Here is a 22,468-nt window from a genome sequence, read left to right as displayed (position 1 = left end):
TTTCCACGAACACCACCGTTATCTGCCAGGCAGCATAGTCTCGAGGACCCCATCGCGACGGACGAGCCCGTGGAAAAGCGCCGCCGCAAGATGCATCAACACAAGAGCGAAGAACGCGAAGGCAAGATAGTAATGCGCGCTCCAGAGGAGTGCGTGCAGGGTGTCGCTCTGCGGCAGTATCGGGGGGAGCCTTATGCCGCCATAGAGCACGACTGGGTAAGCGGCGGCGGACAACATCGCCCACCCGATCAAAGGCATCCCTATCATCAGCACGTACAAACCTACGTGGGACAGATGGGCGGCAAGCTTCATCGGTTCCGGAAGGTCTGCGGGCAACGGTGGAGCGCCGGATATGAAGCGAATCACGAGGCGAACCAGGGCGAGGACAAGAATGGCGATCCCTAGCGTCTTGTGCGTCAGCAAGAGCGGCACATACTCACGTCCGATGGTGGAAACCATTCCGACGCCGATGAAGAGCATTGCCAGGATGCCTATCGCCATCAGCCAGTGCAACAAGCGCTGGATGGTGGAGAATCGTGTCTTGATGCCGTCCGTCATGGCTTCGCGCTCGCTCCTGTTCGAGGATAACTGCTCGCTTCCGATGTCCGCAGATCATAGGATTTGGCATAGGCTGCCGAGCGGGCCGCGGGGAACGGATCATCGGAAACCTTGATTCCGTCAGGCAGGATGGTCGGGTCGAAATTGATGTCACGGCATGGGCCGTCCGCCTCCGGCTCTATTTTCTGCACGACCAGAGTTCCAGCTTCGACAGTACGCCGCCCCGTCGGCCAGGCCTTGGTAGGATCTGATATTGGATCGGAGGGATCGGCCACCGTCAGCACGAGCGTCCAACGCTGAGGCGACCTCGCAACGCGTTCGGTTATATCTTGCTCGAGATGATTGGCGCCGAGCTTGGCGAAGTCTTCGGCCGTGATCGGCGCGGCCTGCGCCTCCGGACGCAAAGACCAACGAACGGCGTGCTCTGCGCCCGACCCATCCTTGAACATGAATGCATTGAGGCTGTTGAACGCCACCTCGGCGTAGCTGGCCGTCCAGGGAGCCGTGGTCGCCCACTCGCCGAACGCAGCGAATTCTGGATGCGCTGCCACAAAGCCTTTCATCGCTTCCGGATCCTTGCTCGCAGACGCATTAAGCAAGTCGTAGAAACCTTGTGGCGTGGAGACCGCAAAAACAGGCGGATCGATCAGAGCCATCCGCCAGACGTTGCCGTCGGGCGCTGCGATCTGCACGCCAATGCCCCGAACTCTAACTGTCGGATCGGCAGCATTCGGGTCCGGCGTTGCGAGGTTGAAGCGGCCAAGGACGGGGTACTGTCCGGCGGCAAGCATTGACGCCCGTGAAATCGCACTACCGTTCCCGTTCGCTTCGAATGTGCCAGTGAAGCAGACGCCCTTTGCGTGGTTTCTCCGATGTCCGAGAGCGGGTCCGCCAGGAGGCGCCAACGCATTTACGAGCTTCGTCGACGTAAGGCGGTCAGGGCTGAGCCATCCAGCAGTGTAGGCAAACGCGCCGACGCCGAAACCTACGACGGCCGCTATCAATACGAGGGATCCTAGGGCGGAACGCTGCGGGCCAGGCATCCAAGACTCTCCCTTCGTGCCAGTTTCAACGCGGTGCGGGGGCTTCGATTTCAGTACACAATGAGAAGTAGCCGGGTTCTATGCGCAGGGCGCACAGGGAAGATGCCACCGTCGAGCTGCCAGGTCAAACCCTCGCCGCGAACAGTCCAGGAGCTCGGCCGGCGTGCCAAGGGTTTGCATCAAGATTGCGGTGCATCTTCGGTAAACCATTCGGGCTTTCGCGTCGGACTGGCTTCCGACAATGCCTTTCGAACCCCTTGGAGATCGAGATTTGTCCCGTATACCGGTGTATCTCGCTGCTGCCGCCACAGCTCAAGGCGGACATTATTCGCTCCGTAGCGCCTTTCGGTTGGTGGCATTGGCGCCAACATTCGGGGACGTGCGGCCGAAGGGGTGGAAGGGCACACGTCCCACATTCCACCTACCATGCTCAAACCCTGCGCGCCCGCCGGTCGCCTCCCATTACGCAGGCACGCACCTCACCTCATCCGCCCGCCAGCAACGCTCTTGCGCTCTCCTCATCCGTGATCAGCGCGGTTGCGAGTCCGGCGCGTACGGTGGCGGTGAGGATGGCGTGTTTGTGGATGCCGCCCGAGGCGACGATGCGGCAGGGGATCTTGCGGTAGTCGGTGAGGTCGGGGGCTAGCACCTGTGCGTTCAGCGGGTGGGCGACGGGGCGGCCCTCGGCATCGATATAGCGGCCGAGCAGGTCGCCGACGGCGCCGACGGCGATGAGGTCACCGACGTCGGTTCCGGCCGGCAGGCCGTAGCGCACCTGCAGGGATTGCCTGGTCACGTCGCCGACGCTCAGGTAGGAAATATCCACTTCGCAGGTCTGGCGGAAAATGCGCTCGAAGACCGATTGCGTGATGATCGCCTCGCGCGATTGCGGGCTCTCGGCATAGATCGGTGCCGCGAAATAGTGGCATTGCGCCTTCAGGACCTGCGCGAAGGCTCGCACGATCTCGAACGTGTTAATCTCCGAGCCGCGTGTCAGCCCGCCCATCATCGAGCGCAGCTCGATCCCGGGCTCGCTTGCCGGCGTCATGTTGGTGACGGTCTCGCGCAGCGTCGCGCCCCAGCCGACCCCGATGGAGCGGGGCTTGCGGGCCTGGATCAGCCGGTCGAGATAGGCGGCCGCGCCGCGGCCGAGCGCCTGGTGCAGAAGCTGCGGATCGGCAGGGGTGGGCACGACGACTGCCGCCTCCAGGCCGAAACGTCCCTGCAGGCGCGATTCCAGCTCCATGCCGGCGGCAAGCGGCGAGGCGAAGCTCACCCTGACGATGCCTTCCTCAAGGGCTGCGGCCAGGAACTCGTTCACCCGGCGACGGGTGAGGTACATGCGCTCGGCGATCTGTGCCTGCGTCAGCCCCTCCACGTGATAGAGCCAGGCCGCCCGAATTTTCAGTTCATGCGATTCCATCAATCCCCATCCCGAAACGCCTCGGCGTTACATATTTCACATTGGTGTAACATATGTAACGTAATGCCGTCTGCATGACGATAGAACTTCTGATCTTCGATTGCGACGGCGTATTGATCGACAGCGAGCCGGTGGCGAGCGGCACGCTGGCGCAGGCCCTGCAGCGCGCCGGCGTTCCCTTGGGCCACGCTGAGGTTCACCGTCGCTTCACCGGTCTTTCGAGGGAGGCGGCCGGCCGCCTCTGTCGCGAGGAACTCGGCCTTGCCGATCCGGATCGTGTCTTCGCCGATGCCAAAAGCGCGCTCTACGCGGAGTTTTCCCGTTCGCTGCGGCCGATGGCCGGCATGGAAGAGCTGGTGCGGAAGGTGAAGCAGCGCAAATGCGTCGCGTCCAACAGCGACATGGAGAGGCTGCGCCGCAGCCTCGGTCTTCTGGATCTGTGGACGGAATTTGCACCGCATATCTACAGCGCCGAGATGGTGGCGAGGCCCAAGCCTGCGCCTGACCTTTTCCTTCTCTGCTCCGAAAGTCTCGACGTGGCGCCGCACCGCTGCCTTGTCATCGACGACAGCGCGCTCGGGATTACGGGTGCCGTGGCGGCCGGCATGGCGGCGATCGGCTTCGTCGATCCGGCCGATCCGCGCAGCGGACGGCACGCGGCGCTGAAGGCGGCAGGCGCTCTGCAAACGGTGGAGGGAGCGGGTGAACTGGCGCGCGCGCTCGAAGCGTTTTCGGCGGGAACCGCCGCTTCGCCTGCAAGCAAACCGGTGGTTCCTGTCGCCGGCTGATCTCGTCGCGCGGGGCCCTGCCTCACGCGCTGGAACGGCTCTTCGCGGCATCCGCGACGGGCGCCTTTATTGAAAAATTCATGAAGCCGTCAATGCGGCGACATCTAGCTGATTTTAACAACACAGACCACGAGCGGGGGCTCGTCGGTCAAGACACAAGGAGTTTCCGATGATTTCGATCAATCGACGCGGCGCGCTCAGCCTTATCGGCGCCACCGCCGGCACGCTCGTTCTGCCGCGCCTCGCTTTCAGCCAGGGCAAGCGCCCGTCCATCACCATCGCGGTGCAGAAGATCACCAACAACAACTCGCTCGACGTCTATCACGAGCAGTCCAACGTCGGCGAGCGCATCTTCTTCCCCAACCTCTGGGAAGGCCTGATCCTGCGTGACTGGATGGGCAATCAGGGTCCGGTTCCGGGTCTTGCCACCGAGTGGAAGCGTATCGACGACAAGACGCTCGAGCTGAAGCTGCGCCAGGGCGTCAAGTTCCACAACGGCGATGAAATGACCGGCGAGGACGTCGCCTTCTCCTTCTCCAAGGAACGCGTGTTCGGCAACACGGAGCCCGCCGGTGGCAAGACCATTTTCGAAGCTGACCACAAGCCTGCGACCGCCAAGGAACTGCCGGCAACCGTTCCCGGCGTCGGACGTCGCCTGTGGCCGGCGCTCGCCGGCATCGAGATCGTCGACAAGTACACCGTGCGCCTGCACAACACGACGCCCGACGTGACGCTGGAAGGGCGCCTCTATTCCGGCGGCAGCCAGATCACCAACCGCCGCGCCTGGGATGAGGCCGCGAGCTTCACCGAATGGTCGCGCAAGCCGATCACGACGGGTCCTTACATGGTCGGCGAATACAAGCCGGACGTTTCGCTGACCCTCGTCGCCTTCGACGAATATTGGGGCGGCCGCCCGCCGCTCGAGCAGATCCGCTTCGTGGAAGTTCCGGAAGTCGCCTCGCGCGTCAACGGCCTCTTGTCTGGCGAATACGACTTCGCCTGCGACCTGCCGCCGGATCAGATCGCCGCCGTTCAGGCCGCTCCGGGCTACGAGATCCAGAACTCGACGATCTGGAACCACCGCATTTCGGTCTTCAACACCCAGAACGAGATCCTCGCCAACCCGCTGGTTCGCCGTGCGATGACCCATGCCATCGACCGCCAGGCGATCGTCGATGCGCTCTGGGCCGGCAAGACGGTCATCCCGGCCGGCCTGCAGTTCGAATCCTTCCGCAACAGCGACATGTTCATCGATGGCTGGGCGCCCCCGGCCTACGATCCCAATCTCGCCAAGGACCTTCTGAAGCAGGCCAATTACAAGGGCGATGCGATCCCCTACCGCCTGCTCAACAACTACTACACGAACCAGACGGCCAACGGCCAGATCATGGTCGAGATGTGGAAACAGGTCGGCCTCAACGTCGAGATCGAGATGAAGGAGAACTGGGCGCAGATCCACGATCCCCAGGGCATCAAGGGCGTGCGCGACTGGTCGGCTGGCAACTCGATCAACGACCCGATCACGCCGATGGTCGTGCAATTCGGCCCGAACGGCGAAGTGCAGCAGAAGAAGGACTGGACGAACGCAGAGATGAACAAGCTCGCCGTCGTCATGGAAACCTCCACCGACCGGGCGCAGCGCAAGAAGGCCATCGCCCGCATGCTGGAAATCGCCGAGCGCGAAGACCCGGTCTATCAGGTCCTGCATCAGAATGCCGTCTTCACCGGCATGAAGTCGTCGCTGAAGTGGAAGGCCGCTCCGGCCTTCGCCATGGACTTCCGCGCCACCAACTGGTCGATCTGATCGGTCCGTCACTCCGGTCTCCGGCGGCTGAAGGGCTGCCGGAGATCCTGTTTTTGATGCAAACGAAGAGCGGGGATGAAAGATGGGCTCGACCGGCTCCAATCTCGTGGAACTGCGTGACCTGAGGGTCGCCTTCGACGGCGTGCAGGTTCTCCACGGCATCGATCTCGATGTCGCCAGGGGCGAGGCGCTCGGCCTCGTCGGCGAATCCGGCTGCGGCAAGTCGGTCACGTGGCTTGCGGCCCTCGGCCTGCTGCCCGGCAAGGCGGGCGTTTCCGGCTCGGTGCAAATCGAAGGCCGCGAACTCATCGGCGGATCGCGCACGGTGCTCGAAAGCGTGCGCGGCAGCCGCATAGCCATGATCTTCCAGGATCCGTCCAGCTCGCTCAACCCGGTGCTGCGCATCGGCCGGCAGATCGCGGAAGCGCTGTGGGTCCATCGTGGGCTCGGCGGCGGGGCGGCAAAGGCCGAGGCGCTGCGGCTGATCGACATGGTCGGCATTCCCGATTCGCGCCGCCGCTTCGATCTCTATCCGCACGAGTTTTCCGGCGGCCAGTGCCAGCGCCTGATGATCGCCATGGCGCTGGCCGGTCAGCCCGATCTTCTGATTGCCGACGAACCGACCACCGCGCTCGATGCGACGATCCAGGCGCAGATCCTCGATCTCTTGATCCGCCTGCGTGCCGAAACCGGCATGGCGACCGTTTTCATCAGCCATGATCTCGGCGCAGTCAGCCAGGTCTGCGAGCGCGTCTGCGTCATGTATGCCGGACGCATCGTGGAGGAGGGTAGTGTCGAACAGCTCTTCTCCGAGCCGCGCCACCCCTATACGCGCGGCCTGTTCGATGCCATTCCGCGCCTCGACGGCGGCCGCGAACGGCTGATCCCCATTCCTGGCACCGTTCCCAATCCCAAACATCTGCCGGAGGGCTGTTCCTTCTCGCCGCGCTGTCCGCGCGCCGTCGAGTCCTGTCGCAGCGAGCGCCCGCCGCTCGTTTCCCTCGATGGCGGCCGCAAGCTCGCCTGCACGCGCCCGGTGCCCGTCGCGGGTGCCGTCGAGACCCGGTCGTCCCGTATCGCCGAAGGCCTGCTGCAATGACGCCGCTCGTCGAAGTCCACGATCTCGTCCGCATTTATCAGATCCGTCGCGGCCTCTTCGGCCGCCCGACGCCGGTGCGCGCCGTCGACGGCGTTTCGCTCTCGGTCATGCCCGGCGAAACACTCGGGATCGTCGGCGAATCCGGCTCCGGCAAATCGACGCTTGGCCGCATGCTGCTTGGCATAGATGACGCACAGCAAGGAAGTGTGCGCTTCCAGGGGCAGCCGATGCCGGCGCGCCATACCGCGGAATGGCGGGCACTGCGTGCCAAGATGCAGCTCGTCTTCCAGGACCCGCTCGCAGCGCTCGACCGCCGCGTAACGATTGCGAAGCAGATCGCCGAGCCGCTTGATATCCACAAGCTCATTCCTAGGGAGCATCAGGGGTCGCGCGTGACGGAACTGATGCGGGCCGTCGGCCTACGCGATGACCAGGCCGACCGCTATCCCCACGAACTTTCGGGCGGCCAGCGCCAGCGCGCCGTGATCGCCCGGGCGCTGGCTTCGCGGCCAAAACTGCTCGTCTGCGACGAGCCGGTTTCGGCGCTCGACGTCTCCATCCAGGCGCAGGTCGTCAACATGATGCGCGACCTGCAGGAAAAGAACGGCATTGCCATGGTCTTCATCAGCCACGACCTGAAGGTGGTGCGCAACATCGCCGACCGTGTCGCGGTCATGTATCTCGGCCGCATCGTCGAGGAGGCTTCTTCCGACGTCATCTTCCGCGCCCCGCAGCATCCCTACACGAAGGCGCTGGTATCCAGCGTGCCCATTCCCGGCAAGCCGCTAGAAGGCCGCGTCATCCTGCGGGGCGAGCCGCCGAACCCGGCCAAGCGCCCCTCTGGTTGCGCCTTCCATCCGCGCTGTCCGCTGGCCCGCGACATCTGCCGTTCCGTCGTGCCGCAGCTCCAAGGGATCGGCGAGTACCGCACCGCCGCCTGCCATGTCGTGGCGGGCGAGACCACGCCGGTGGCGGCATAGGGGAGGGTTCCATGATCCGTTTTGTTCTCGTCCGCCTGTTCCGTGCGATGGTGACCATCATGGCGGTCGTCACCTTCGCCTTCGTGGTCCTGCGCATGTCGGGCGATCCCGCCATGGTGATGCTCGGGCCTGACGTGCCGCGGGAGGCGGTCGATGCCTTCCGCAAGGCATGGGGCCTCGACCAGCCGCTCTGGATCCAATATCTCGCCTATATCAAGTCGATCTTCACCGGTGATTTCGGCGTCTCGATGCGTGACAAGGCATCCGCAATCCAGCTGGTGCTGGAACGTGTGCCGGCGACACTGCAGCTGACGGTGCCGGCCCTCATCCTGAAGCTCGTCTTCGGCATTCCGGCCGGCGTCTACGCGGCGCTGCACCGGCAAAGCTTCTCCGATCGCGGTGTCATCCTGCTAGCCGTCCTCGGCTTCACCATTCCCTCCTTCGTGATGGGACTGCTGCTCGTGCTGCTCTTCTCGGTCATCCTCGGCTGGCTGCCCTCGGGCGGGCAGGATACCTGGGTGCACGGCATTCTGCCGACGCTGACCATGAGCATCGGCGGCATCGGCATCCTCGCCCGCTTTTCGCGCAGTGCCATGATCGAGGTGATGGGCCAGCCCTATATCCGCACCGCCTCGGCCAAGGGGCTGACATGGCGCGACGTGGTCTGGAACCACGCATTGCCCAATGCGGCGGTGCCGATCGTCACGATCGTCGGCTTCATGGTCGGCTCGCTGATAGCAGGCGCGGTCGTCGTGGAATCGATCTTTTCCTGGCCCGGCATCGGCCGCCTGCTGGTGGTCTCCGTCAGCAATCGCGACCTCGCCGTCGTTCAATGCATCCTGCTGATCATCGCCGCCGTCATGGTCCTGTCGAACCTCGTTGTCGACCTGCTCTACGGTTGGCTCGATCCGCGGCTTCGCTCGCACGCGGCCGGACATTGAGGAGAAAGCCGATGGCAACTGTCGATCTCCCCGGTACGCCGGCTTCCGGAAAGCCGAACCGTCTCGTCTCCTTCCTGCGCCGCAACGTGCCGCTCTCGGTGGCGTTCGGCCTGCTGTGGCTTGCGGCAATGGTGCTGACGGCCATTTTCGCCGATACCATCCGCCCGTTCAACATCACGGCCATGGATCTCAGCAGCCGGCTTTCGGCGCCGGGCGGGCTCAAGCATCTGCTTGGCACGGACGAACTCGGCCGCGACGTGCTTTCGCGCCTCATCCAGTCGATCCGCGTCTCGCTCGTCATCGCCTTCGGCGCGACGATCCTGTCGGCACTCTTCGGCACGCTGCTCGGGTTCCTAGCGGCGCAGCTGCGCGGCTTTGTGGAGCATCTGGTCCTGATGCTCGCCGATTTCCAGGCGGCACTTCCCTTCCTCATCATGTCGCTCGCGGTTCTCGCCTTCTTCGGCTCCTCGATGCTGCTGCTCGTCTGCCTCATGGGTTTCTACGGCTGGGAGCGCTATGCGCGCATCGCCCGCGGCCTCGCCATTGCCGCCGGCGCGCAGGGTTATGCGGCGGCGGTGGTGCAGCTTGGTGCCACACCTTCGCGCGTCTACCTGCATCATATCCTGCCGAACGTCGCCTCGACGCTGATCGTTTCCATGACCCTCACTTTCCCGGAAATCATCCTGATGGAAAGCGGGCTCTCCTTCCTTGGCCTCGGCGTGCAGCCGCCAGAAACCAGCCTCGGCAACATGGTGGGCTTCGGGCGTGAATATCTGACGCGCGCACCCTGGATCATGCTGGCGCCCGCCGCCGTCATCATGCTGACGACGCTTTCGATCTCGCTCGTCGGCGACTGGCTGCGCGACAAGCTCGACCCGACGATCCGCTAATGCTTATGAAATCAACAGGTTGAAGGATATTTCATGACGCTTATCACCGGCCACCGCGGTGCCCGCAACCTCTGGCCCGAAAACTCGCTCGCCGGCTTCCGCAACGCGACCGCGCTCGGGGTCGACGCCATCGAATTCGACGTGCACCTGACGCGCTCGGGCGAACTCGTCGTCATCCACGACGCGACGCTGGAACGCACCGCCGAAGGTGTTGGCCCGGTGCAGGACCTGTCGGTGGAAGCCCGCAAGTCCGTCAGGTTGAGAGGCACGGACGAGGCCATTCCGATGCTCGCCGATGTGCTCGACGTGCTTGCCGTCAACAAGGGCATCGACCTACATGTCGAGATCAAGATCGACGAGACCGGTACGCCTTATCCTGACATTGCCGCGCGCGTCGCAGCCGAGCTTTTTCGCTTCGGTGTCGGCGAACGTTCCTACCTGACCTCCTTCGATCCGTCGGTACTGGAGGAGTGCCGTCTTCACGCGCCTGATGTTTCCCGCCTCGTCTCCGTCAACGCCGCCTGGGCCGACAAGCAGGGCGGGCTCGCCGCCTTCATCGACCGCCTGGACGGGCTGGTGGAGATCGTTGCCATTCATCACGAGCTGATGGAAGCCGAATGGGACTTGATCCGCGGCCGGCTGCCGCTCGACCGCCTCTGTGTCTGGACCGTCAACGACGAGCCCGGCATCCGCCACTGGCTGGAGCGCGGCATCGGCAGCCTGACCTCGGACAGCCCGGATCTGGCGCTGAAACTGCGCGCCGGCATTGCTGCGTGAGCTATGGCTTTGCCACTTCGCCCTAGCGGGGAACGGCCCGCTAAGCCTGTGCCATTGGATCAATGACGCGGTCATGGCGCTGTGCTTTCGGCTGGTCGGCTTGGACATCATGCGAAATGGTCGACGGCCAGCTTTCGTCCACATATCGAAAGCGGCACCACCGATGACGCATCCGCCGTATCGAGGCAGGCCGTATCAATCTCGGCTTCATACGGCCAGTGGAGCTACTGGCTCGAGCGGCGGTTCCCTGCGTCCAGAGTGGGATACAATAACGCCGAAGACCAACACCGCGAAGATAACTGCCGGAGTCGATTTCGATGTCGTCTTGTGCCGGCGTTTTCGCGCCATATCAACTTCCGATGGAATGCCCGCGATTATGACATTCTCGCCATTGCACCCTCAAGCCGATCGGAGAGTCGGACTTTTTTGGTGGATTGGCGTCCGCATCCACAGCTTTAGGTAGTCCGGTCGCCGGGCCGGAACCGTTTTATCCGCCGCCTGGAAGGATGTTCTTGCCGACACAGATTAACCGTGGTGAGCGATTAAATTCCGCTCGTTGACGCAGCTGCTGGACCGATCACAACCTCTGAGCTACGCATTACAAGTTAGGATTTCCGCAACCATGTTTCCGATGAGGACGCATTGCCGTTTGAAGCACTAAACAAGCTCTGGACCAGTGTTCGCGAATCCAGTCACGACTTCCGCGCATCCACGGAGATTTTCGCGTCACTCGATACGGACAAACTGGTCCAGACGCTGGAAGTCCGGGAGAAGGGTGCTGAAAACGGAAAGGCTAACCGTCCCGCACCGTCGGCACAGTCGCTGGACGAGGTCGAGCAGCGTATCGTCGGCCGCATCGAGCAGGAAAAGGCATCGGCCTATCAAGTGCTGGAGGATCAATTCCAGACCTTCGACGGACGGCTTCGCAATCTCGATTTCGAGGGGCAGTTCGGGCTCATCCGGCAGGCGAACGCGTCCAGTCTTTCCGATTTCAAGGCCGAGATCGCAAGCGGCGTCGACGAACTCCATGGCTTGCGCCGCGATCTCAAGATCGCCGAAGACGAGATGACGTCTTTCAAGAGGCAGCATCGGCTGGATCGGGCGGCGAAGGTACCGAGCGCCGGAGCAACAAGCGTCAAGATCGCGTTGCTCGTCGTCCTGGTGCTCATCGAGATCGTCATGAACGGCAACTTCCTGGCCAAGGGCAGCGAACAGGGCATCATTGGCGGCATCACCGAAGCGGTAGTCTTCGCGGTGCTCAATATCGGCGCTGCGCTGTTGTTCGCCTTCTTCTGCGTTCGAAATCTCGTCCACCGGTCATGGCTACTGAAGCTCGGGGGATTGCTTGGCCTTGCAGCCTATATTGTCGTTGCGCTGGCCGTGAACCTTGCTCTAGCCCATTATCGCGAGGTGTCGGCCACCATTCTGGAAGGGGCGGGGACCGAGGTTATCAGACGAATACAAGAGAATCCGCTCGGTTTGACCGAGTTGAATTCCTGGATGCTTTTCGCCATCGGGATTTTCTTCTCGATCCTGGCATTTATCGACGGCTGCATGTTGACCGATCCGTATCCGGGTTTTGCCGGCGTCCAGCGCCGTCTGGACGATGCGCGGCAAAATTACATTTCCGGGAAGCTGGACCTGATCGACAACCTTCGTAAGATTCGCGACGACCACAACGACAAGATCGAAGAGATCGTCAGGGATTTGAGCTCGCGCCGCCAGGAATCTGCTGCCATCATCGCCCATCGTGCGCGGAGCACGGGACTTTTCGCGGAGTACCAGAGCCATCTCGAGCGCACGGCAAATGCTGTTCTCACGGCCTACCGCGAGGCGAACCGGGCTGCGAGAACAGAGCCGGAGCCTCAATATTTTACGAGCGCGTACAAGCTGGAGCGAATAACGCCCGTCCTGAAAACGAGCGAGGAATGGGACGATCGCCTTCTGTCCGAACGCATCCAGGTCGCCCAAGCAGAACTCAGCGATCAGATCAGAAAGATCGGTTCCGCGTTCGAGATGGCCGTCGAGCAGTACCACAGACTGGACAATCTATTCCCGGAGGCAGGCGTTGGCGCGGAACAGGCGGCGTAGCAGTCGTTCCAGAAAAGGCGGCTTTTCGACGGGCGCTGTGGTGGCGACGATTGCACTTTCGGCAGTCGCGCTTGCCATGATCGGAGCCTTTGGTTGGCTCAAGTACCAGGCGATGTCCAGTGTTTCGCTCGATAAGGCATCTCTATGCCCGACGACGGGTCCGACCAGCGAGACGGCCATCCTGCTCGATGTCACTGACCCGATTTCGGGCACGACATCGCTTGACCTCGAGAACCAGTTCCAGCGCTTGGTTTCCGGCGTTCCGGTCAACGGAGCGATCGACGTCTATGCGCTGACCGAGAAGGAAGGTGAGCTTGAAAGAACCTTCCACGGCTGCAATCCGGGCAGCGGCGATCTGGCCAACGAGTGGACCAGCAATCCGAAGCTGGTGCAGCAACGCTGGGAGAAGGGTTTCCAGAAGCCCCTGGATGAAATCGCGGGCAAACTCGGGTCTGGCGCTTCGGGTGAATTCTCGCCGATCATGGCGGGTATCCAGCGCATAAACCTCGAAGCCTTCCAGCCCTTGCCTGCAGGTATTCCGAAGACCTTGTATGTTGCCTCGGATATGGTCGAACATACTGCGGCGTTTTCCAGCTATCGCGACGGCGTTTCGATCGCCAAATTCGAAAGCAGTCCTGCACGGGAGAAATTCCGGACGTCTTTGGATGGGGTGCAGGTCAAAGTCCTAGCTTTCCAGCGGCCGGGCCAGAAGTTCAAGATGGAGGACTTGGCTGCGTTCTGGAAATCCTGGGTAGAGAAGAATAACGGCGAGTTCGCTGGTTTCACCCGTCTGGAGGGACTGGAGTGATGGCATCAAACGACACGGGAAGAACTGCGTTTCGGGACTGGGCTCCTATCGTGCTGTTCGCGGCGGTGACGATCGGGGGAATGATCTTCATCTGGTCGGCGAAGCTCGCCGCCTGGTCGACATTTGTTGTGACGGCAGTGCCCCTGGTGCTAATGGCGATCTACTTCCTGGCGTCGATAGCGCTGGCTGGCTTCCGGCTGCACAATGAGCAGGCGGGCGACAACCTCTATTACATGGGGTTCCTGTTTACGCTCTCGAGCCTTGGTGTATCCCTCTACCTGTTCGCCGGGGAGACTTCGATCGAGACAATCGTCCGGAACTTCGGTATCGCGGTGACATCGACAATCGCGGGCGTGACGCTACGCATCCTCTTCAACCAGATGCGCCGGGACCCGATCGACATCGAACGCAGCGCCCGCCACGAGCTCGCGGAGATGACGCGGCGGGTCCGAACCGAGCTGGACACGTCCGCTCGCGAGTTCGCGAACTACCGCAGGGTCAGCAATCAGATGCTGACGGAGGGCTTTGAGGAGATCGGTCGTCAGGCGGAAAAGAACGGCGAGGAAATCCGCAAGGTCATCGAGGCGATCTCCAAGGAGGCCATTATCCCGATCCAGGAGGCCGCGACCAAGCTTTCATCGATCATCGAGGACCACAACAGGTCGGTGACAGATCAAGCAGCGGAAGCTACCCGCAAACTGAGTGAGACGACGGATAAGCTCTCGACGATCATCGACAAGTTCGGTGTCGCCGTGGAGGGCGTCGGTACCCGTCTCGGAGAGATCAGGCCACCCGAGGATGTCATCCGTTTCGAGCTGACACCGACAATCGACGCGATCAAGGATATGACCGCTGCCCATCTCAGGCGGATGGAGGAGGGGATCGCGGAAACACGCTCGCAGTCCGCCAAGGTGGATGATGCATTGAAGCCCCTGACCAGTATAGACAATAAGCTGGATCGCATCGCGGAAGCGCTTGAGCGTGACAGGGAAAATCCGCCATCGTCCATCTCTTTGAAAACGGCAGACGTTGTCGAGGTGGTCGGGGCGAGCGAGAGTACGACGGTGGATGCCGAACCGGTTGTCCTGGATGGTGAGAAGACGGAGACCAGCCCGGCACTAGACGAGCCGAAACGGCGGTTGTTCAGATGGTGACCCAGGCAAGCGGAAGCCCAAGGCTGGAGCACAAGGGCTATAACCGGGGCCTCATCCTCGGGCTGACGATGGCGGAATCCATGCTTCTGCTGGTGTTCTGCCTGCTGCTGGTTGCCGCCGCCATGATCACGGCCGAGCGGAAACAACGGATGGACGCCGAGCAGCGGCTCGCGCAACTGGAACAGCAGAATAAGGAACTATCCGCCCAGCTCGTAGAGGTGCAGTCGAAAGTCGGCTCGAACATGTCGGCGACCGATCGCGCGAAATTCGAGAGCGAATGGCGCGAGCTGGTCTCTGCCCGGCAGATCATCGACAGGTTGAAAATGAACGACGCCAGCCCCGCTGATCTGGCCAAGCTGGCGGCGGTCGCAAAGGTACTGGCAGCGAACAACATCCCACTCGACAAAGCTCCGGACCAGCTCGCGCAACTGCTGCACGGGGACATCAAACCCCATGAATGGCCGCCTATCATTAGCCTCTCCGAAGCCGGCGGATATTACTTCACGTCAGGCAGCGCCGCGTTGACGCGGGAATTCGAGGACAAGCTTGAGACCTCGATCGCGGACCAGATTGCCGACAACCTCGAGCGTTACCAGGTCGACGTGGTCGAGGTGATCGGACACACGGACGAGCAGCGCGTTGCCAGAAGCACATCCAATCTCGACAATGCGTCGATCGGCGTCATCGACGGCCAGTTACCTGTCGATTTCCTCCAGCCTGCCGATAATGCCGGGCTTGGACTCGCGCGGGCGATCGCGGTTGCGAATATTCTGAAGGAAAATCCGAAGCTGAAGGACGTGACCGTGTTGCCGATGTCAGCTGCCCAGCTGGTTATTCCGGGTGATACGCTCACCAGCGGGCAGGCGGGAGACGTCAAGGAACGTCGCCGCATCGAGATCAGGATCAGGCGTCGGGCCGAGTCCCTGCAGCCCTGACCGGGAGCGCAGCTAGCAGCTTGCACGTATGGTGAGTGACCATAGTGGCTCCAACGGAAGCCTGTTGCTAGCCCGTCCGATAGCACCGCGGGACGGGCGGGTCTGGTCGCTGAACGTGCCATTCAGGATATAGCGCCACCGTTTATATCGTTAGCGGCTTAGAACGTGGTCTCCTGCACCAACCACCAAACCGGGAGAAATCCCAGCGCAATAGCAGCCAACCATACGGACGCGAACTTGATCAGGTACCGCCTGCGTGCCTTCGCCTCGCTCCACTCGTAATACATCGCTGCCTACTCCCTCTCAGCAGCGGAAATTGAACCATTGAGTACCACGGGAGTCGAGTGCGAAACTGCAACACCGAATTAGCGAAAGCGATCGGATGAGGGCGGCACTCTTGTCTGAGCAGGTTGAGGGGAGACGGGCCGGAGGTTGGGCGACTGTCCGTTTCAAGTCACAGCTCTTTAAGAGAGCCGCCCGTGCGAACCAAACTCGACGCCATGTTGTCGCAAGCGCCTACCTTACGGACATATCGGGAGGCTCCGAGACCAGGAAATTTCCGTTGACCATGGCCGCTCCGGGCCAGCGTCATTCGCTCTACCACAGCGCCTGGACGGCGATGACGACGAGAAAAGCAACTACCACCACGGAAACCATCCGTAAAACCGTGCGATTGGCCTGGGCGAGTACCTGTGGCTTCGGGTCTCGCTTGGGATGGAATTTGTGGCGACGTTTCTGTGGCGCTCCCGCTTGGGACGATTTGTTTGCTGCGGCCATGGCTGTTTCGCTCGACGTGGTGGATTTCCGGAACGCCAATCTAGCATGAAAGCTGTCTGGCGCTTAGTGCAGCGACACTGCGCTCACGCTCCACGAAGGCTTGGTAGTGGTGTGGGCCTTCTGGCCAGAACAGCTTGCGTTGTACGGGATGAGATTCATTGAGAAGGAGGGTGCTGCCATTTGCCGCAGGCTCTCGCATCATTCCAAAAAAGCGGTCCAACTCTTGTGGTGGCGCAAAGGGCCGCTGGAGGAGTTCGAGCCCGACATGTTCGAACTGCTGATGCGAACGAATGTCTCCGGCGCCTTCAACGTCGGCCAGGCCGTCGCACGCCACATGATCGCACGCGGGCGCGGCAAGATCATCAACACCGCTTCGATCCAGACCGCGCTCGCCCGGCCCGGAATTGCGCCCTATACCGCAAGCAAGGGCGCGCTCGGCAATCTCACCAAAGGCATGGCGACCGACTGGGCCCGCCATGGGCTGGCAGTCAATGCCATCGCCCCCGGATATTTCGATACGCCGCTCAACGCAGCGCTCGTGGCCGATACCGAGTTTTCGAGCTGGATCGGGCGGCGCACGCCGGCCGGCCGCTGGGGCAGACTGGAGGAACTGACGGGCGCCTGTATTTTTCTTGCCTCGGGCGCCTCAAGTTATGTCAATGGTCACATACTTTACGTGGATGGAGGCATGTCGGCATGTCTGTGAAAGCCAATAAGACACTGGCGATTGGGCCGGCAAGCCGCTGATCGGCATCCTATCCACTTGGTCCGATCTCGATCCGCGTCACGCCCATTTCAAGCATCTGCTGCCGATGCTGAAGGCGCTGCTGCCATCCCGATATTCCGACGCTCATTGACCAAAGCTGTTAATTGACATATGAGTGAGACGGGTCTGTCTCACTTGGATTTTCGCGATGCCACGCCGCGCCATTGCCATCGAGAAACGTCAGCACATCATTGAAACTGCCTATACCCTGTTCAAGCGCGACGGCTTCCACGCCACCGGCATAGACCGGATCATTGCCGAGGCGGAGGTCGCCAAGATGACCATGTATCGGCATTTTCCCAGCAAGGGCGGCCTGATTGTCGAGGTTCTGAACTGGCGGACGGATCGGTTCAAACGCCAGCTCGACCGGCTTTCGGAAACCGCAATGACGCCAGATGAGAAGATCATGGCGGTTTTCGATTGGCATGAACGCTGGTTCGACAGTCCGGATTTTCACGGATGCCTGTTTCAGCATGCGCTCGCGGAGTTCGGCGAGCGGGATCATGCGGTATTCGAGGCCGTCATGCGCCAGAAGCGCGATCTTCAGGCCCGCATTCGGGACATCCTGGCGCCGTCGATGGAGGAGGGTCGGGCGCCGCATATCGCCAGGATCCTGTTCATGCTGATCGAGGGGGCAACGATGCTCGCTCAGATGGGCCAGGGGAAAGAGGCGATCGACAATGCCCGGAACGTCGCCGCCGAACTGCTGGCGACGAGGACGCGGCAATGAGCGCCGCCGTCATCGGCCTGGCGCTTTTCGCGGCGATCCTTCACGCCACATGGAACGCCTTCCTGCGCAGCGGCGGCGACCGGCTCTGGACCGTCACCGTCATGAGCTTTGCGAGCACGGTTGTCGCGCTTCCATTCCTGTTCATTTATCCGCTGCCGCCGTCGGCCGCATGGTCCTATATCTTCCTCTCTGCCCTCCTCCAGGTCGGCTATAGCGTCTTCCTCGTCGCGGCCTATCGTTATGGGGAACTGGGGCAGGTCTATCCGATCGTTCGCGGAACGGTGCCGCTTCTCGTGACGCTCGGCGGGTTCGTCATCGCTGGCGACCACCTGGACCCTTTCCAGATTGCAGGTGTCATTCTCATTGCCCTCGGGATCATGAGCCTATCCTTTGGCAAGGGCAGATCCTCCACTTCGTCTATCCTGTTCGCTTTGGCGACAGGAGCGATCATCGCCGCCTACGCAACGGTCGACTCCATCGGCGTACGACTGGCCGGCCAGAGCGGCGCATATACTGCCTGGGTGCTCGTCCTCTACGGCACGTTCCTGCCTGTTGCGTTTATCGGTATGCGTCGGCGGCTTCGGGTCGATTTTCGAGCGCCGGACACATGGAAGGCTCTCGGAGGTGGCTTGGTTGCAATGATCGCCTACGGTGTGGTGATTGCCGCCTTCTCAATCGGACCGGCCGGCCCAATCACGGCGCTACGGGAAACAAGCGTTGTATTCGCCGTTTTGATCGGCTGGCTATTCCTTGGCGAAATCTTGACCGCTCGGCGCATTCTCGCCTGCATTATTGTTACGGCAGGGGCGATCCTGCTCGGGAGTTGAACCCTGCCGCGAAAATCCCAAACCTCTCGCCAGCCCGCCTCGCTGGCATTTTTCGCCAATCTATTTCCTGAACGCAAACTGCGCGAGGCAACGGGAGAGGCAGCACGCGGGCAACGCGCTTGCCGTCAATGATTTTGATCTTCTGGCTGCTCCAAATCCGAGGGAGGTTCTGCGAGCATATCTCGCATGCAAAATCTGCACTAAGGTGCGATTGGTTCGGACCGCAAATCGACCTATGTTCAGCGTCTGACGTTTCTCATCGCGTCGCCCTTGACCGCGGCGTCAAAGCACACAGGCACCTTCCATGACCAAAGGCTCGGATCTCCTCATTGCGGCGCTTGAGAACGAAGGCGTGGAGCGTATCTTCGGCATTCCAGGTGAAGAAAACCTCGATGTCGTCGAATCCATTCGCAAATCGTCAATCGAGCTCGTGCTCACGCGACACGAGCAGGCAGCTGCGTTCATGGCAGCGACCTACGGACGGCTGACGGGTAAGCCTGGCGTATGCCTGACGACGCTCGGGCCAGGAGCGCTGAACCTGTCGACTGGAGCGGCCTATGCTCTTCTCGGCGCAATGCCCATGGTGATGATCACCGGCCAGAAGGGTATTCTTTCATCGCGCCAGGCCCGCTTCCAGATCGTTGACGTCGTCGCATCGATGAAGCCGTTGACGAAGCTGACGCGTCAGATCGTTTCGCCGCAGATGATCCCGACCTTGGTGAGGGAGGCGTTCAGGATCGCGCAGGAGGAACGGCCTGGTCCAGTTCATCTCGAACTGCCTGAAGACATCGCTGCAGAGGAGTGTGAAGACATCGCGCTGGTAGCGCCGCATCAGCTTGAACTACCGACCGCAAGCGACGCTGCGCTTGATCGTGCGGCTGCGCTGATTGCATCGGCCAAGCGTCCATTGCTCATGTTCGGAGCGGCAGCCTCGCGTCCTCGATCCACGTCGGACATCGCCCAGTTCGTTATTCGAACACGCATCCCTTATTTCACGACCCAGATGGGGAAGGGGACGGTTCCAGGGGGAACTGAGCTCTATATGGGCACCGCGGCCCTCTCGGAGCGAGACTACGTCCACGAGGCCATCGAACAGGCGGACCTGATCGTCACGATCGGCCATGACACGATCGAAAAACCTCCGTTCATCATGGGCAAGGGCGGCCCCAAGGTCGTCCATGTCGGATACCAGCCGGCGACGGTCGAGCAGGTCTATTTTCCTCAGACCGAGGTCATCGGCGACATCGGACCGTCACTCAAGGCGCTCGCCGATCGCCTGGAAGGCAAGCTCCCAAACGCGCAGGCGCTTCTTCACCTGCGAGAGCGAATTCTCAATCGTATTGCAGACCGGGCGACCGAGGAACGGTTTACGCCCCAGAGGCTCGTCCACGACATCCGAGAGGTCATGCCCCACGATGGCATTCTCGCTCTCGATAACGGCATGTACAAGATATGGTTCGCTCGCAATTATCGCACCAAAATGGCGAATACTCTGCTTCTCGACAACGCGCTTGCGACGATGGGGGCTGGCCTTCCGTCCGCGATGGTCGCGTCGATGCTTTACCCGCAACGGCGGGTCATGGCGATCTGCGGCGACGGCGGGTTCATGATGAATTCGCAGGAGCTGGAGACCGCCGTCCGGCTGAAATTGAACCTTGTCGTTCTCGTGATTGAAGACGATGCCTATGGGATGATCCGTTGGAAGCAGGCCGTCGACGAATTTCCGGACTTCGGCATGACATTCGGCAATCCGGACTTCGTCAAATATGCGCAATCCTACGGCGCCAAAGGAACGAGGGTCGATGATATCGGCCAGCTCAAGCAGGCTCTTGAGGATGCATTCAAAGGTGGGGGCGTGCATCTGGTCAATGTCCCCGTCGACTATTCGGAAAATGAACGTGTGCTGGTGAAAGAGCTGCGCGAACGGCTCCCGGCAATTCTGGAGGCATGAGATGTCGCATAGCTTAACGGTTTATCAGGCGTTTGATCGAGCGATCATCACCGAGTTACTGACCGATGACGCCGCCGCGCTTGATCGCAAGCTGGATACTGCCGCGAAAGCCTTTGCTGATCGCGATGGGTGGTTGCCTGCGTATCAGCGCATGGCGATCCTGAGAAAGACGTCGGAACTGCTGCACGACAACAGGGATCGTTTCGCGATGATGATTGCGCGGGAAGGCGGCAAGCCTCTGGCGGACGCCATCGTCGAGGTCACACGGGCGATCGACGGACTGATCAACGCCGCCGATGAAATCCGCAACTTCGGCGGCAAGGAAATCCCGATGGGGTTGACGGCCGCGAGCCTGAATCGCCTGGCGTTTACAACGAAAGAGCCGATCGGTGTTGTCGCGGCGATCTCGGCATTCAACCATCCCCTCAATCTCATCGTCCATCAAATTGCGCCTGCGATCGCCGTCGGGTGCCCCGTCATTGTAAAGCCCGCAGCAACAACGCCCATCTCATGCGTCGAAATCGTGAAGTTGCTTTGGGAGGCCGGCCTGGACGAGCGCTGGTGCCAGACCTTCGTCACCGACGACAACGCGCTTGCTGAATCCTTTGCGACCGATCCCCGCGTCGCGTTTTTAAGCTTCGTCGGATCTGCGAAAGTCGGCTGGTATCTCAAGAGCAAGCTGCCGCCAGGCACGAGATGCGCGCTTGAACATGGCGGTGCCGCACCTGTTATCGTTGATCGAAGTGCAGATGCGGCCGCAGTCGTCAGTCCCATCGTCAAAGGTGGCTACTATCATGCAGGCCAGGTCTGTGTGTCGGTCCAGCGGATATTCGTGCACGAGGAGATCCTGGAGCCGTTCACCGAGAGCCTTGCCGCTGCGGTCGCGGCCCTTCGGGTCGGCGATCCGACCCTCAAGCAAACCGAGGTGGGGCCACTGATCCTGCCACGCGAAACGGAGCGGGTGTCGAACTGGATCCGGGAAGCCGTTGATGCCGGAACAAAACAGCTCGGAGGCGGGCGTCTGTCGGAAACGACGCTGCTGCCGTCGGTGCTGCTCAATCCGCCGGCCGACGCAAAGGTGTCGCAACTCGAAGTCTTCGGTCCGCTGACCTGCGTCTACGGTTACCGAAACCTCGACGATGCAATTCAGAGTGCCAACTCGCTGCCTTATGCGTTTCAGTCGAGCGTATTTTCCTCTGATATTGCCGTTGCACTCCGGGCGGCGAAGCGTCTGGATGCAGCCACCGTTCTCATCAACGACCACACTGCGTTTAGGACGGACTGGATGCCGTTTGCTGGTCGCCGCCAGTCCGGTTATGGCGTCGGCGGTATCCCTTGGACGATGCAGGAGATGGCCGATGACAAGATGGTCGTTCTCAATGTGGTAAGCTAGGCGCTTGCCTCTTGCGCGGAGGGGAGTGCCCAGCACCGGGGCAGCGCTCTCCCTTTCTCCTTCGGATCGTTATGCCGAACTTGCTTCGGTTGACATTGTCGATGAGGCCGGCGCCATCTTCGATCTGGATGTTCGCCTGTAGGCTTTCAGCAGGAACTCAGCCGACGCGTGGCTAGGTTTCTGCTCTCAAGTCACGGTAATGCGCCGTCAGTCGCTCGAGGCCGAAAGCTCTGTTAAGCCCGCTGGGGTTCGGCAGAATCCAGGTGTTGGCGCCGGCGAATACCTCACTCTGCCTTCCCCAATCGCAGTCCGCCCGTGCGGTAATCGCTGCGAAGGCAGCCTTGCCGAGAAAGGCGAGGTTGGCCGGCGCGAACTTGGTTATCTTCGCTTCGAGCAGAGGTGCAGCCTTTTTATAGTCGTCCAGCCGCAATTCGCTGGCGCTCTTCGTGGCTCGCGAGACGGCGGCCGTGATGCCGCATCCATAGTGGAGCAGTTCCTGCTCTTCGTCGGCGCGCAAGAGGCGCGACGTAAAGCCGGAAAGGTGTAGCACCCTCCAGAAGCGGTTGCTGGGAGACGAGAAATTATGGCCGTCCCGGACTGCTGACAGTGCAGGGTTCAGGCCACAGAAAACGACGGACAGGCCCAAGCCGAGCACGTCCGAAAGCCCGGCTGGCGTTTGTTTCACATCCCCGCCGCGATTCATCTGCGCAGACACCAGCCGATCTCCCTTCAA

General features: G+C 61.4%; 20 protein-coding genes and 1 pseudogene. 17 read left to right on the top strand and 4 right to left on the bottom strand.

Annotated elements, in window-relative coordinates; genetic code table 11:
• Window positions 1-18: 18 nt before the first annotated feature.
• From AB8B33_RS31495 to AB8B33_RS31485, 3 genes are all read right to left on the bottom strand, one after another.
• Window positions 19-558, bottom strand: coding sequence for a cytochrome b (locus AB8B33_RS31495; RefSeq protein WP_439018371.1), 540 nt, complete (start codon window positions 556-558; stop codon window positions 19-21).
• Window positions 555-1,601 (bottom strand): catalase family peroxidase, encoded by a 1,047-nt coding sequence (locus AB8B33_RS31490; protein WP_439018370.1) that lies wholly within the window; start codon window positions 1,599-1,601, stop codon window positions 555-557. Before AB8B33_RS31490 ends, AB8B33_RS31495 begins: the two co-directional genes overlap by 4 nt.
• Before the next feature lie 484 nt (window positions 1,602-2,085).
• Window positions 2,086-3,024: a sugar-binding transcriptional regulator gene (locus tag AB8B33_RS31485; RefSeq protein ID WP_439018369.1), complete on the bottom strand. Its 939-nt coding sequence runs from the start codon at window positions 3,022-3,024 to the stop codon at window positions 2,086-2,088.
• A 74-nt stretch (window positions 3,025-3,098) separates the two neighbouring features.
• Between AB8B33_RS31485 and AB8B33_RS31480 the strand changes: the two genes are divergently transcribed.
• The 17 genes and pseudogenes from AB8B33_RS31480 to AB8B33_RS31400 all read left to right on the top strand — a co-directional run bounded on the left by AB8B33_RS31480 (window position 3,099) and on the right by AB8B33_RS31400 (window position 21,735).
• Window positions 3,099-3,812, top strand: coding sequence for an HAD family hydrolase (locus AB8B33_RS31480; protein ID WP_439018368.1), 714 nt, complete (start codon window positions 3,099-3,101; stop codon window positions 3,810-3,812).
• Between the two features lie 169 nt (window positions 3,813-3,981).
• Window positions 3,982-5,616, top strand: coding sequence for an ABC transporter substrate-binding protein (locus AB8B33_RS31475; protein ID WP_439018367.1), 1,635 nt, complete (start codon window positions 3,982-3,984; stop codon window positions 5,614-5,616).
• Window positions 5,617-5,698: 82 nt separating this feature from the next.
• Window positions 5,699-6,715, top strand: a complete 1,017-nt coding sequence (locus AB8B33_RS31470; RefSeq protein WP_439018366.1) for an ABC transporter ATP-binding protein — start codon at window positions 5,699-5,701, stop codon at window positions 6,713-6,715.
• On the top strand, window positions 6,712-7,695 hold the full coding sequence (locus AB8B33_RS31465; protein WP_439018365.1) for an ABC transporter ATP-binding protein: 984 nt from the start codon (window positions 6,712-6,714) through the stop codon (window positions 7,693-7,695). Before AB8B33_RS31470 ends, AB8B33_RS31465 begins: the two co-directional genes overlap by 4 nt.
• 11 nt (window positions 7,696-7,706) lie before the next feature.
• Window positions 7,707-8,636, top strand: a complete 930-nt coding sequence (locus tag AB8B33_RS31460) for an ABC transporter permease (RefSeq protein WP_113320742.1) — start codon at window positions 7,707-7,709, stop codon at window positions 8,634-8,636.
• 11 nt (window positions 8,637-8,647) lie between these two features.
• Entirely contained in the window at window positions 8,648-9,526 is an 879-nt protein-coding gene (locus AB8B33_RS31455) for an ABC transporter permease (protein WP_439018364.1), read from the top strand.
• 33 nt (window positions 9,527-9,559) lie between these two features.
• The gene (locus tag AB8B33_RS31450) at window positions 9,560-10,303 is read left to right on the top strand and encodes a glycerophosphodiester phosphodiesterase family protein (protein WP_439018363.1); all 744 of its coding nucleotides are present in this window, start codon (window positions 9,560-9,562) and stop codon (window positions 10,301-10,303) included.
• A 642-nt stretch (window positions 10,304-10,945) separates the two neighbouring features.
• Entirely contained in the window at window positions 10,946-12,394 is a 1,449-nt protein-coding gene (locus AB8B33_RS31445) for a hypothetical protein (protein WP_439018362.1), read from the top strand.
• Entirely contained in the window at window positions 12,372-13,202 is an 831-nt protein-coding gene (locus tag AB8B33_RS31440) for a hypothetical protein (RefSeq protein ID WP_439018361.1), read from the top strand. The genes AB8B33_RS31445 and AB8B33_RS31440 overlap by 23 nt, the downstream gene beginning before the upstream one ends.
• Window positions 13,202-14,356, top strand: coding sequence for a hypothetical protein (locus AB8B33_RS31435; RefSeq protein ID WP_439018360.1), 1,155 nt, complete (start codon window positions 13,202-13,204; stop codon window positions 14,354-14,356). Before AB8B33_RS31440 ends, AB8B33_RS31435 begins: the two co-directional genes overlap by 1 nt.
• Window positions 14,350-15,291, top strand: a complete 942-nt coding sequence (locus AB8B33_RS31430) for a hypothetical protein (protein ID WP_439018359.1) — start codon at window positions 14,350-14,352, stop codon at window positions 15,289-15,291. The genes AB8B33_RS31435 and AB8B33_RS31430 overlap by 7 nt, the downstream gene beginning before the upstream one ends.
• Window positions 15,292-15,853: 562 nt before the next feature.
• Entirely contained in the window at window positions 15,854-16,117 is a 264-nt protein-coding gene (locus AB8B33_RS31425) for a hypothetical protein (RefSeq protein ID WP_439018358.1), read from the top strand.
• A 192-nt stretch (window positions 16,118-16,309) separates the two neighbouring features.
• Window positions 16,310-16,774, top strand: a pseudogene (locus AB8B33_RS31420) (SDR family oxidoreductase); the annotation flags it as partial.
• 208 nt (window positions 16,775-16,982) lie between these two features.
• Complete coding sequence (locus AB8B33_RS31415) at window positions 16,983-17,564, top strand: TetR/AcrR family transcriptional regulator (RefSeq protein WP_439018357.1); 582 nt, start codon at window positions 16,983-16,985, stop codon at window positions 17,562-17,564.
• A complete protein-coding gene (locus AB8B33_RS31410; RefSeq protein ID WP_113320755.1) occupies window positions 17,561-18,391 on the top strand; it encodes a DMT family transporter in 831 nt (276 codons plus the stop codon). The genes AB8B33_RS31415 and AB8B33_RS31410 overlap by 4 nt, the downstream gene beginning before the upstream one ends.
• A 304-nt stretch (window positions 18,392-18,695) precedes the next feature.
• A complete protein-coding gene (locus AB8B33_RS31405; RefSeq protein WP_113320756.1) occupies window positions 18,696-20,342 on the top strand; it encodes an acetolactate synthase large subunit in 1,647 nt (548 codons plus the stop codon).
• A 1-nt stretch (window position 20,343) separates the two neighbouring features.
• Entirely contained in the window at window positions 20,344-21,735 is a 1,392-nt protein-coding gene (locus tag AB8B33_RS31400; RefSeq protein WP_439018356.1) for an aldehyde dehydrogenase family protein, read from the top strand.
• 172 nt (window positions 21,736-21,907) lie between these two features.
• On the opposite strand, the gene mug is transcribed toward AB8B33_RS31400, so the two are convergent.
• Entirely contained in the window at window positions 21,908-22,438 is a 531-nt protein-coding gene (mug, locus tag AB8B33_RS31395; protein WP_439018900.1) for a G/U mismatch-specific DNA glycosylase, read from the bottom strand.
• Window positions 22,439-22,468: the final 30 nt, after the last annotated feature.

It is taken from the genome of Rhizobium sp. 768_B6_N1_8, from assembly GCF_051811225.1.
GTDB lineage: Bacteria > Pseudomonadota > Alphaproteobacteria > Rhizobiales > Rhizobiaceae > Rhizobium.
Note: the sequence above shows the minus strand (reverse complement) of the source record. Positions and strands in the feature narration are given on the sequence as shown.